The following is a 13289-nucleotide window of genomic DNA, read 5'->3' as shown; positions in this document are numbered from 1 at the left end:
TAAAACTCAGGCCTAGTATGTATGATAAATGAAAAGCACCTTATTATTGCGATTGATGATAGCGAGCTTATTCTTACGCAATTGCAATTGTTGATTTCTAACCAGACACCATGCACTTTTAAAGGGTTTAACAGCGGCCTGTCTGCATTAGGAAGTCAAGAGCTCCATCAAGCTTCCCTCATTTTGCTTGATATCAACATGCCGCAAATGGATGGTGTAGAGATATTGCGAAAATTTGCCGAACTAAGCATCCAAGCACCTATCGCATTACTAAGTGGCGAAAAAGGCCTATTCATCAAAAATACCGCAGCACTGGCTGAGCTTCATGGCCTCACCATTATATCTAGTTTAGAAAAGCCACTCTCTGCAACCAAACTAAAAGAACTTTACAGTCAGCTCCAGTCTCAAAATACATCCACTAAGTCCCAACACGCACTACAAAACTATAGTAAAGATGAGATCTATGAGGGGCTATTGCGAGAAGAGTTTTGTGCTTATTTCCAACCAAAAGTCGCCAGTCCATCCGGTGCAATTATTGGCGCAGAAGTACTTGCAAGGTGGCATCATAATACCGATGGCACAGTGCCACCTTCACAGTTTATCGCGACAATGGAAGAGCATAATCTTATTCATTTGCTTTCATATAGTTTGTTAAAACAAACCTTGTCCTTGCTTAGCTATAATCGAGATATTCTTAAAGCGCTTCAGTTCAGTATTAATTTGAGCGTTAAAGAGCTAGAAGACATAAAACTCCCAGAAAAACTCGAGTCCATTTGCGAAGAGTATTGCACACCCACCTCTCAAATCACTTTAGAGCTAACTGAAAGTCACTTGTTGGAAAACATCAAGCGCGCGCTTGATGTGTTGCTGCGTTTAAAACTTAAAGGCTTTAAGCTGTCTATTGACGATTTTGGTACTGGATATTCTTCTATTAAGCAACTTAACGAGTTGCCGTTTGATGAACTCAAAATCGATAGATGCTTCGTTGATGGCTGTTCAACGCAACCCAACAAACGCGTCATTATCGCGAGCACCTGTGAGATGGCTCACCAACTTGGACTAGAGGTCGTCGCTGAGGGTGTCGAAGAGGTTGAAGATCTCGTCGTTGTACAGAGCTACGAAGTAGAATCAGTTCAAGGCTATTATTACTATCCACCGTGTACGCCATCAGAGTTTTTGCAAACTGTCTCAGAATCCGCATTGCAAAAGTCTCATTCTAGTAAATAATTAAAATTAATGGGCTGTGTTGTACTCTCATAGTCAGAGGGAATCTATGCATAAAAAAGACGTTGAACACGCACAACGACATCCAAAAGTGATTATTATTTGTGACGATCCAGCTGAAATGACTGGCGTTGTCGATATTGTTGCTTCTCAAGTCAATGAATACCGTACTCTCACTAGTCATAAAGAAGTAGCAGAGGTGCTAACTGAGTCTCCACCTGGTGTCATCGTTATTGCTCGAAAAACGGTCGCAAAAAGTGTCGAAATCTATAGCTTGCTTGCCAAGCACGGCTTGCTTAATTATGCTCATGAGAACATTTTGTTGTGTGAAAACAAAGAGTCTGGCGTGGCCTTTCGGTGTTGTATGAAAGGTATTTTTACCGATTACTTTGTCTACAAACCTATGTATGAGAACTACCGATTTCGTATGATCCTACATAATGCCTTGGTTCGCACAGAAGGTACATCTGAAGTTGCCAAAATCAGAGAGGAACATTTTGGTCGCATAGATGACAAGCTAAAGCAATTGATTGATGATGCAGCCTTGTACCACCAAAAAGCGGATGAGACGCTACAAACGGTAAGACGTAATCTCGACAATGAAAAAGGGATTAATAAAGTTCAAGATGACTTACTAAATGAATTAAAACAAAAACATTTATCACCACTGTTGGATGAATTAGAACATCAGCTTGCTGAGAGTGTTCATGAATTAACGAAGCGATTAAAAGACAAACAATTCTCTATCGCTGAGCTTACTGCATTGCTGAGCGAAAAAGACAACTCTAAGTGCGCGCAATTAGCGCAAAATGTATTGCCTGTGGGTGATACGGGTGAAGTCGATGTCAGTGAGCCAAAAGCGCTTGAAACCAAACAAGAAGAAATAAAAATAATGGTGGTGGAAGACAACGAAATCTACCGTGAAATGATAGCCAAGATCCTACGTGATGAGGGGTATAAAGTAGACTGTGAAACCAGTGGGTTAGGCGCTATAAAAACATTGAGAAAGCATAAATTCACCATGGTATTTATGGATTTATTTATGCCAGAGCTTGATGGTTACAATACAACCAAAAATATTCGCAATATTCCACATTGTAAAAAACTTCCTATCATTGCGCTAACTAGCAATAAAAACAAAGATATAATCAGAAAGTGGGCGTCTTTGGGGCTCACAGGGTACATCACCAAACCGTCTACCAAATCATCTATTTTAAAAGCCGTGGAAAAAGCACTTACGGAAAACCAATAAGTTGCGTAAAGTACAAATCAGCAAACATTATCAAATCGAGTTCTGCCATGATAAGCCATATCAGCTCTGACGTAAGTTTCGGAGTTGTAATTGGCCGCATAAACCAACAACGAAGTGAACGATGACTAGAAAAGCAACGACCCTGAGCCATTACACTACTCGCTTAAATATTGTTATTGATTACATCTATAACAATATTAATCGCGAACTTGATGTGATCACGCTTGCTGATCAATGCCATATGTCGACTTATCACTTTCACCGTGTTTATCGCTCAATCGCAGGGGAAACCATCAATGCAACCGTGAGAAGAATGCGACTACATGTTGCTGCAGGTATGTTAATTCGCACCCAAGACTCCATTGCAAAGGTGGCTGAGCAGACCGGCTATGCAAGTATTGAAGCGTTTAGCCGAGCATTTTCTCAACGATATAAGCAACCACCTAGCCTATTCCGCCAACATGAACAGGCCAAGGCAAAAGGCTGTGCGGCCGAGTTTTATATCATTAAGGTAGATGAGGATTCGAATATGTTTAATGTAGAAATAAGCAGTAATGAGCAAATGATGTTAATCGGGCTTGAGCACCATGGCGATTACATGCAAATCGGTCAAGCATTTGAAAAGTTAAACGTACTGGCGCAACAACAAGGCTTATTAGGTGGAGATACGCGTTTCTTTGGGGTGTATTTTGACGACCCAAAAACCGTAGAGGAAAGCAAACTGAAATCAATGGCAACAATTTTGGTGCCAAAGACAACGGCATCCCTCCCTGATGAGCTTTGTGAATTCGCCATTCCATCGGGCAAAACAGCTAGCCTACTTTACCAAGGTGACTATGCTTCTCTTGAAACACCTTACGAGTATCTGTTTGGACAATGGTTACCAAACAGTGAGTTTGAACCTGCCGATGTGCCTGTTATCGAAGAGTACTTAAATGATGTCAGAGATACACCACCACACGAGCTTCTCACTCGTATCACTTGTTACATTAAATAACTGATTTTTTATCCTGTTCAGGGATTAACTGATCTAAACGTGACTAAGAAAAGGAGGGACTTCCCTCCTTGTTCTTTGTGAACCTTAGAACCTATAGTTAAAGCTCAACTTAGCATTACGCTCGTTGCCAGGCGTACCGCCTAAGAACAATGCTTTACTGTAATAGCGCTCATCAGTTAGGTTTTCAAGGTTTAGCTGAATATCGAACTGTTCAGCATCGAACTTAATCGCAGCATCCCAGCGGGTATAACCATCAATGGTTGCCGTAGGCAGACCGAAAGAAACAGAGTTAATTGTTCGTTCACTCTCATAGTTAATGCCAAGACTGTACTCTAACGCCCCCTCAAACCAATCCACGGGTTGAGTATATTTAATCCACGTGCTGGCAAACTTTTTCGGCACGCCTTTCATTTGACCTGAGCGCTCATTCAAACGGATCTCAACAGCATCTTGATAGGTTGCGTTCATATTCACACTAATCTGGTCGTTCAATGCTAAATTTAAGTCAAGTTCTACACCTTTTGACTCGTCTTCATCATCGAAGAAATAGCGTGGAACACTCACATTGTAGTCTTCACCAGGCTGCTCGTTATACTCAGGGTTGTTATACATTAGGTTTGTGCGTTTAGTTTCAAACCACACTAATGACCCCAATAAATCTTCGTCAAACGCAGTAAAACGCACACCAATATCTAACGTTTCAGATTCCGAGTCAGGTCTGTTTTTACGGTTCGCATCAGCTTCATTTTCTAGGCTACCCAGTACACTGTATGCAGTACGACCTTTTGCCATATTTACAAAAGCAGAAAGCTGAGAGGTCACTTGATAATTCAAACCAATATTATACGTCATACCAGCATCATCCGTGTCCAGCTCTTCACTCTCTTCAGGTGAACGCTCAGTGCCCAAATGCTGATATTTTTGTTCAACGCTAGTATATGCAAGGCCAGCACGAGCAGTTAGTGCATCAGTGATATACACCACTTCTTGTGCACTAATGCCATACGCCGTAAGTGTTTTATCGTAGTTACTGCGTAGCGATGGGTTATAATCCTCAAATTCGCCTGTCGGCCAGTTTGGCTCGCGAATATCTAAGATATATGGAATTGAGCCTTTACCATCTGCATCATATGCAGACCAACTTTTTAAGCGCATATCACGATTTTCATAGTTAACGCTAACTAGGTGCTCACCGCTCAAAGAACCCATATCCCAAGTTAACTGTAAATCAGCAAAGTACTGCCACGTTTTTTCGCTGGCAACTTGACGGCGATACTCTTGACGGCGAGCCGCATAAGGATATAGCACATCATCAATCACAAGCGGGGCTCTTGGGTTTGCATTGATCACACCATTGCGCTCCCAATAAACATAATTATAAGCACCTGTTTGGCGAACAAAATCCGAATCGTAACTACGCCATAATATCTGCTGGGTTAGCTTTGAGCTGCGATTTAAGTACCAATCGTGACGAAGCTTTATCCGTAACTCTTCACCTTCATTAGGACGAGATAAAGGAGAAATAAGATTCCCATCGCCAAGATTGAAAGGCTTTAAGCCATCGCCAATACGGATTGACTCAGCAAGTTGCGCGCGCTGTTCATCATTCAGTTGTACACCTAACCACTTACCTTTCTCAGCATCATATTGTGGGTCATTTGGCAAGCGATCAGCTGTAACCAGTCCTGGTTGCCCAGTAATGCTATCCCAGTTAATAATGCGTACAGGATCGCCAATTGAATCTACTTGTTGCGAATCATCAATATAAGCCGTTGATAGTAAAAATGAGTGCTCACTGCTTGGGTCGAAACGTAAGCTTGCATAGATTTCGTCTCTATTAGATTCTAGATCTCGATAGCCGTCGCTACGCTCATGGTTTGCAACAACACGGTAGGCAAGCTTGTCAGTAATTGCATCTGTAAAATCAACGCCCAAGCCATAAGTATTCCATGCGCCCACTTTACCGTTAATTGCAAGCGCTTGTTCAAATTGTGGCTTTTTCTCGACTAAATTAACTACACCACCAGCTGCACCAATACCATAAAGGCCTGTAGCAGGACCTTTTAACACTTCAATACTTTCGATGTTGGTTAAGGAGCGTGTTGGGTTAAAGCTGTTACCTAAGTCAGCACCACCATACATACCATCATAGGTATAGTTTACGCCTAGGCCACGAACCATTAGCGAATCACCAATGCCGTAGTTATTACCTGCCTGAGATAAACCACTTACGTTGCGTAGTGCTTCTTGTAAAGTCGCTGCGCTTTGCGAATCTAGTAGCTCTTTGTCAACAACAACAACCGCTGCGGGGGTCTGCATAAGATCCATATTAGACTTAGTTGCAGTTCCAGATTGCAAAATAATTTTATTGTGTTTGCCGTAGACACTGATTTTTTCTATGTCTTCAGAAGCAAAAGCCGCTGTGCTTGTACCTAGTAAAGCTAGCTTAACCGCAACACATGAGGCGGAAAGAACAGAAGAGCGAGAGTATTGCATTTTTTAACTCCAAACTACGCAATTGGATCTTTTTGAAATAGCCACGAATACCTATTTCAGAAAATAATTTATCAGAGAGAGAGCGAAGTTTAGCAAAACAATAGTAATGATAACAACTATCATTTACATTTTAAATTTGTAATGTTTTTTGCAATACACGCAAAGATGATAATAAAGTGTAACGGATGGATATTTTTATTTAGCGAGCGTAATCTAACTTCGTTATTTCCTCGCTGCGCGGCTTACCCAATTTTGTAAACCGCATTAGGGCCTGTTGACCTTTGCTGTTTGATTTTTGTTCTCCTGAGTGTATTTTGGTCGCGACGCTCGACTTGCCGCCTAGTAATCTAGGCAAAAGTTGAGCAACAATGAACAAAACGCACTCAGGTGAACCCAAAGGGCAGCGCTTGATTGGCATTTCTACTGTGTTATCGCCTGACTCACATAGAACAACTATGCTACACAGGCTCTGCCTTGTATAAATACCAATCAAACTGCTGCAAAAACAAACTTGAAAGATAAACAGGCCCTAGATTAAAACAAACCTAGCAGCGTCGGATATAACTCATAACAGGTAAAGCTCACTTCAAGCCCAATCAAGACTAAAAGAAAACTGACCAAATGCCCTACTTTTACTTTTGAACAAACATAAGCGCCTAAGGGGGCACCAACGACCACAATCGGTATTGCCGCTAGCAAATAGCCATTTATTTCACTGGTGATCGTATTGAGATGCCACGCATTGATGCTACTTCCAATCAATGAGGTAAACGTCATCACCACGACAGAGGTTGCAGTCGCCTTTTTCACATCTGCATTATAAGCAATCACCAACAAGGCAAAGAGTGCGATATCTGCACCCGACCCTACCAATCCACTCGCTATACCTCCAATTAATGCTACAACCATAAAGCGTAGCATTTTAGGTTGGATAAACTCACTGCTAGGTTGATGATGTGCCTTACGCCACCACCTTAAAATCAGTGTTAGTGCAAAGCAGAGCAACAAAAAACTAAAAATAGACTTAACGAGGAGCCTAGGTGCTAGAGGTGCGATATATAATAGGCTGAGCGTTACACCAAGCGCAGCCATTGGCAACGCCATTAAAATAACATTTTTATATACCGGAATTCGGCGACAGAAAATGGTAATGGTCGCCGCGGTCATACCAAAGCTTTGTATCGCTAGAGAAAATACCTTGGCAGTAGCAGGATCTATATCTAATAATTTAGTCATCACAGGAAATGCAACAGCGCCACCACCTAATGCCGTTCCACCTGCCACAAACGATCCCAACGCCATGGTAAGCGCAATATGGGATTCACTGATAATTTGGCCAAGCGCCTGATAAAAGCCTTGTACCCAGATCAACGTAGCGTACACACCCAGTGTAAAAAATAACGGCCACATTGTCGGTTTTGTTATTCGTTGCAACATCATTCATCCATTACTCTAAGAGCCTTTCCTTACCATTTCGATTACCTTGCTCGCCTTGCCTTTGAGCGAACGCAATTAAACATGATGAATACATTTTTTTCAAATTAATTTTACATTAAACATCACTCTATCTAGTCTGCAAGAAACACATCCTCAATAGTTGAAACGTACGCCTATCTCCCTTATTATAACTATAAATAATTACTTATTACTTTTTGTTATATCGGTAATTTGCTTATACCTAAAGGCTCAGTCATGACAGTAGAAACGGTGTTACCTCAAATATATCTAGATGCTAATGCAACAACCCCTGTATTAGAGCAAGCAGCAGACGCAGCATTGGTTACCATGAAAACCATGTTTGGCAACCCCAGCAGCAGCCATATTACAGGCCTTCAAGCGAAGCAACTGATGGAGCATACTCGTCAAAAAGCACGTGCTGTTTTAGGTTCTGGTCATGGTCGAGTGATCTTCACCAGTGGCGCAACCGAGGGCATCCAGACCGGCATACTATCAGCCCTTTGTGAAGCAAAAAAGAAGATACAGCCAAACAAAAAATATACGCTACTTTACGGGGCAACTGAACACAAAGCGGTGCCTGAATCACTCAAACATTGGAATCAAATTTTAGAAATTAATGCCGATGTCAAAGCTATTCCAGTTGATGGTGCAGGTAATCTGGATTTAGCGTTTATCGCAAATGAAGTGCCTAATGCGCTAATGATTTGCACTATGGCTGTTAATAATGAAACTGGTGTATATCAAGACCTGAACAAATTAGAAGAAGTAATAAGAAAGCATAATTCAGATATTTTTTGGATGGTTGACTGTGTGCAGGCGCTGGGCAAACGCAGCTTAAACCTAGCAAGAACAACAATTGACTACGCACCTTTTAGCGGCCATAAGCTCTATGCACCAAAAGGCATCGGTTTTGTTTATATTCGAGAAACCGCACCGTTTACGCCATTTATTGCAGGAGGCGGTCAAGAGAGCGGTTTACGCTCAGGAACAGAAAACTTGCCAGGCCTTGCCGCACTGAGTGTGATTTTTGACGAACTGCTAAAAGAAAATGACAGCCAATTTGCAAGCGTAGATAAACTACACAATTTTCGAAATCAACTGACACAAACGCTTAAAGATGCGTTCCCGACAATTGTATTTAATAATCAATTCAGTAATAGCGTTCCAACTACACTAAACTTTGCAATTCCGGGATTTAGCTCAAAAGAAATCATGGATTTGTTCGACGCAGCAAACATCCGTGTCAGCTCGGGCTCAGCGTGCAGTTCAAAGGTAACGCGCAGTTTTGTGCTAGATGCCATGGGACTCCCTGCATGGCAAAGCGAGTCGGCTATTCGACTGTCTTTTGGTCCTGCCACAACCCAAACTGAAATAGACGCGGCGTGTGAGCGCATTCTCCATTGTGCTCAGGCACTCGGTCACAGCTGTCTCATGCAAGCGGCGAATGGCGTTAACAATAAAGAAGCGCTTGACGGTCTAGTACAATTCAAAGTGGGTGGTGCATGCTGTTGGCTGTTTGCTGATAAGCAGTCAAAAACGGCGATTATTATCGATCCACTTCCTGAGCTGGTAGAGCGTCTTAATACGATATTGGAATGCCAGCAGCTAACACTGCTCGCTGCGCTTGATACACATGGTCACGCAGATCACGAATCGAGTCGAACCGCACTGACTTTACCAAAACAAACATGCGACCATTTAGGCTGGCCTACTCAAACTACACAAATTGAATTTAAAGGCCAGCCACTTGAAGCGCTAGCCATTGGTCACTACCGTCTTGCAAAACTAGCCACCCCTGGACATACGGAAGATAGCGTCACCTTTATGCTATTGGAGCAACAGCAAGGTGAGTACACCATTAGATACGTTTTTTGTGGTGATCTAATCCTAATGGGGGCGCTAGGTAGAACCAACTTCTCCACCAGCTCATCAAAAGCGATGATGCACAGCATTCAGTTACTTGCTCAACTTATCGAATCCGATACTTTGTTATGTCCAAGCCACGACTACAACAATGAGTTTGCAACCACCCTAGCAGCAGAGTGTAATCGTAATTTGCTATTAAATAGTGTGCTTCAACATGACATTGCTGTTGATATATTTGTCGAGAAAAAGGCACAAATAGACAAAAACATTGTTGATGAGGCTGGCAGCGAGATCATGTGTGGCGCAACGGTTTGTACTAAAAACCAATTTGAATTGCACGAGTACACCACAAAAGAGCTCAATGCCCACATCGCAAACAACGAAAGTGTGCTGTTAATTGATATACGAGAACCGCATGAATATGCCCTAAACCACGACAGAGCATTTGATCAAAATGTGCCCCTCACCCGCCTTACTGACTTTATTTGCAAACATAGTCAAGACAAGTCGAAAGAGTTGGTGTTGGTGTGTCGCAGCGGCAGCCGTTCACAAGCTGCCGCACAAGCGCTGGCGAGACTTGGCTTTCATAATATCGGACATTTAAAAGGAGGGTATGCACTCATTCCATCTGCATAACCTTTACCGTTTCCTTTCTAAAGCCCCTACAGCGCTTGCTATGGGGCTTTTTTGATCTCGTTTTTCATCATTACCGTATGACTACTAAAAATGACTAATACCAATTGGCTTAATTAAGTGCTCTATTTTGAGGCGAGAAAGTCTTGTCGATAACCCCGCTACCGCGTCCTGCTATCGCCAAGATACCTACATCCGTGTAGGCAAGGCGAAAATTTTGCTATTTAGTTGTTCTAAATGAGAAATTTTTAACGCAGTTAGCGTCAGATTTGCTCCGTCAAATTGAGCAAGTATTAAGACTAATTGGTATAACCCTTACATGGCTCATAAAAAACCAAATCTACCTTATAAAGTATGCCCTATTTGCAAACGTCCGTTTTATTGGCGGAAAAAATAGCAAAGAGATTGGGAAAACGTTAAGTACTGCTCAAAGCGCTGTGCTGCCGAGCGCCGCTCAAATATAAGGCACATCAATACGTAGTCTAGAATAAAGCTTTGTAATATTTGCAAATTACAGAACAATGATATTGATAATCACTCTCATCTACAATATCATTTGCGCAAACTTAGATCATAGGGATTAATCATGCGCTCATTTAAATACAAATATCCAAGCCTTATTGCCAGTGTTGCACTGGCGTTGTCTTGCTCCGCAATTGCACAAGAGCAAACCAAACAAGATAAAGACGACATTGAAATCATCGAAGTTAGCCCAAGAGGTCTGATTTCATACGTTAGTGCTACTGCGTCAAAAACAGCAATTCCTATCGTCAAAACGCCAGTTTCAGTTTCTGTATTAACAGCGCAACGTATTTCTGATTTAGGTGCAGAAACGCTGCAAGATGCGATTGGGTATGTTGCGGGTGTTTATAATGGGCCATATGGCGTTGATACTCGAGGCGACTGGTCTAAAATTCGTGGCGTCGACCCCTTACTCTATGTTGACGGCCTGCAAAAACTGTTTGGCAATTACAACAACACGCGTACTAACCCTTATGCGCTTGAAAGCGTCGAGATTTTAAAAGGCCCTTCATCAGTACTTTACGGACAAGGGTCTACAGGTGGTATCGTCAACGCAGTATCAAAATTGCCAAAAGCAGACACTGAAGGTGAGATCTGGGCACAAGTGGGTAACTACGACCGTAAGCAACTAGCACTTGATTACAACACCACATTTGGTGAGCTGCAAGAGTATCAAGCACGTGCTGTTGCCATGTATCGAGACAGCGGCACGCAGACCGATTATGTTGATGACAACACCCTGATGCTTACACCAAGCTTTAGCTGGCTTGCTTCAGATGAAACTAAAATTACCCTACTTACCAATCTTCAGAGAAATGAATCAGGCTCTTCAACGCAATTCTTCCCGCATGAAGGCACTATTCTACCAGCAAAATATGGCCAAATTCCCAGTGAGCGTTTCGTCAGCGAGCCAGGCTGGGATAAATATGATACTGAGCAACAAGCAATCACCGCTATTGTTGAGCACAGCTTTGATTTAGACACACATATTAAGTTCTCCGGTCGCTACAGCGATAGTTCATCCGAGTACCGTACCATTTATTCTTGGCCACCAAAATTTGAAGCCGACAAACGCACTGTTAAGCGTATCGCCAGCCTCACCGATTCAAGTGCACGTAGTGTGACGATGGATCTTCAATTCCATAAATATTTGGAACTGGATGTGGTTAAACTCACTATGGTTTCAGGTGTTGATTACCAAAATGCAGATACTGACTCTGATCGCGGCCGCGGCGTTGCAGCACCATTAGACTTATATAACCCAGTGTATGGACAAAGCACTGAGTTACCAACTGCGGTTGTCGATAACCCTGAAAATACGCTAAATAACAAGCAGCTTGGTGCTTATGCACAAGTTACTGCAGAAATAAACAGCTGGGTACTCAATGCGGCACTTCGCTATGATGACGTTTCAAATCAAGTGCAAACAGCAGGTGCAATCAAGAATAGTCAGAATGCCACAACAGGTAGGATTGGTGTGCTTTACCAGTTTGAGAATGGCATAGCACCCTATGCTAGCTATTCTGAATCATTTAAGGCTGTATTTGGACAAAAACCACAAGGTGGCGCATATAAACCGCTTGAGGGCGAGCAAGTTGAACTTGGCTTGAAATATCAGCCAACAGGTACTGAACACCTTATCACGGCATCTATATTTGAAATCAAAGACAAAAATCAAATACGAAAAGTGTCCCCCGAATTTGAAGTACAAGACGGTGAAATCGCGGTAAAAGGATTCGAGCTTGAAGCCCAGCTTGAATGGCAGCACCTTGATATTTATGCGGCATATTCTTATTCAGATACGGAACAAGACGTTTCTCCGCTGTCACCTACAGAACTCTATGTAGCGCAGGACTTGGTTACGTTAATCACAGATGATGCTCAGCTCTCAGCAACACCAAAGCACTTAGCTTCAATTTGGGCGACATACCGCGCGGACGAATGGCTTCCTGGGCTTAAATTTGGTGCCGGTATCAGACATGTGGGAGAAACCTACGATGGCAGTCGTACAGTTGAACTAAACGGACAAACACTACATCAGCAATTAGTGACCGACAACTTTACGCTTGTTGATATGATGATTGGCTATGACATTGAACAATATCAATTCAGTTTGCAAGTTGATAATGTCAGCGATAAAACGGTTATTACCAGCTGTTTGTTCCGTGGAGACTGTTTCTACGGACAGCGTAGAACTATTAGTGCTAACGTAAAGTATAAGTTTTAACGATTAAATTATAAGAACTAAATCGCCCTAGAACCGAGACCAATGGTAATAGGGCGATGACTTAAAACTGATAGCTAAAAATTAAACTGCCATCAGCGCGATCAACGTTATGTCTATCACTTTCACCATAACCTGCAACCAATTTAACCCGCCAACCTGGTTGATTGATACTGGTAAAATAGTAGCTATAACTTACACCGATACCATTTGTCGTTTCACTATCAAAGAGGTCGATAATTGGCTCAAAAATACCACATGTAATATTATCATCGTCTTCACATACGGGGCCCGCATCTCTTGCTCCCAAAGCCCCTAACACCACGCCTATCGCATGTTTGTTATTGTCAGACACCGCTTTCTCATAGCCTACAGAAAACCCATCGTCCAGACCAATAAGATAATTTCCATACCATCGACTATTACTATCGGCCTGTGGAAGAGACAGTTCAATTTGACCAAAAAATGGATAGCCAGTACCAGCAGAAAAATCGACCGAATTGGCAACACTTGCGGTGCTGATTAGCAAAGCAGAAATACCAAAAGTGGCCTTTATCAACGAAGAGAACATTAAATTTTCCTTGCTTAACTTTCGCACAAAACTAGCAGTAATCGTT

8 protein-coding genes and 1 pseudogene are annotated in these 13289 nt (G+C 42.3%); 6 read left to right on the top strand and 3 right to left on the bottom strand.

What is annotated here, in order from left to right; genetic code table 11:
* Positions 1 to 21 precede the first annotated feature (21 nt).
* The 3 genes from PPIS_RS22625 (at position 22) to PPIS_RS22615 (ending at position 3473) form a co-directional block, all read left to right on the top strand.
* Positions 22 to 1227: an EAL domain-containing response regulator gene (locus PPIS_RS22625; RefSeq protein ID WP_010375255.1), complete on the top strand. Its 1206-nt coding sequence runs from the start codon at positions 22 to 24 to the stop codon at positions 1225 to 1227.
* Between the two features lie 46 nt (positions 1228 to 1273).
* Positions 1274 to 2476, top strand: a complete 1203-nt coding sequence (locus PPIS_RS22620) for a response regulator (RefSeq protein ID WP_010375258.1) — start codon at positions 1274 to 1276, stop codon at positions 2474 to 2476.
* Between the two features lie 121 nt (positions 2477 to 2597).
* Positions 2598 to 3473 (top strand): AraC family transcriptional regulator, encoded by an 876-nt coding sequence (locus tag PPIS_RS22615; protein WP_010375261.1) that lies wholly within the window; start codon positions 2598 to 2600, stop codon positions 3471 to 3473.
* 84 nt (positions 3474 to 3557) lie between these two features.
* Here PPIS_RS22615 and PPIS_RS22610 read toward each other — a convergent pair whose 3' ends face one another.
* Positions 3558 to 5969: a TonB-dependent receptor gene (locus PPIS_RS22610; protein WP_010375263.1), complete on the bottom strand. Its 2412-nt coding sequence runs from the start codon at positions 5967 to 5969 to the stop codon at positions 3558 to 3560.
* Between the two features lie 534 nt (positions 5970 to 6503).
* Positions 6504 to 7406 carry a sulfite exporter TauE/SafE family protein gene (locus PPIS_RS22600; RefSeq protein WP_010375269.1) on the bottom strand — a complete coding sequence of 301 codons (903 nt, stop codon included), beginning with the start codon at positions 7404 to 7406 and terminating at the stop codon, positions 6504 to 6506.
* A 255-nt stretch (positions 7407 to 7661) separates the two neighbouring features.
* Between PPIS_RS22600 and PPIS_RS22595 the strand changes: the two genes are divergently transcribed.
* The 3 genes and pseudogenes from PPIS_RS22595 to PPIS_RS22580 all read left to right on the top strand — a co-directional run bounded on the left by PPIS_RS22595 (position 7662) and on the right by PPIS_RS22580 (position 12675).
* Positions 7662 to 9929 (top strand): aminotransferase class V-fold PLP-dependent enzyme, encoded by a 2268-nt coding sequence (locus tag PPIS_RS22595; RefSeq protein ID WP_010375271.1) that lies wholly within the window; start codon positions 7662 to 7664, stop codon positions 9927 to 9929.
* Positions 9930 to 10245: 316 nt separating this feature from the next.
* A pseudogene (locus tag PPIS_RS25850) lies at positions 10246 to 10407 on the top strand (DUF2256 domain-containing protein).
* A 105-nt stretch (positions 10408 to 10512) separates the two neighbouring features.
* A complete protein-coding gene (locus tag PPIS_RS22580; RefSeq protein WP_010375274.1) occupies positions 10513 to 12675 on the top strand; it encodes a TonB-dependent siderophore receptor in 2163 nt (720 codons plus the stop codon).
* 61 nt (positions 12676 to 12736) lie between these two features.
* Here PPIS_RS22580 and PPIS_RS22575 read toward each other — a convergent pair whose 3' ends face one another.
* Positions 12737 to 13243 carry a hypothetical protein gene (locus PPIS_RS22575; protein ID WP_010375277.1) on the bottom strand — a complete coding sequence of 169 codons (507 nt, stop codon included), beginning with the start codon at positions 13241 to 13243 and terminating at the stop codon, positions 12737 to 12739.
* Positions 13244 to 13289 lie beyond the last annotated feature (46 nt).

This window comes from Pseudoalteromonas piscicida, from assembly GCF_000238315.3.
Lineage (GTDB): Bacteria > Pseudomonadota > Gammaproteobacteria > Enterobacterales > Alteromonadaceae > Pseudoalteromonas > Pseudoalteromonas piscicida.
Note: the sequence above shows the minus strand (reverse complement) of the source record. Positions and strands in the feature narration are given on the sequence as shown.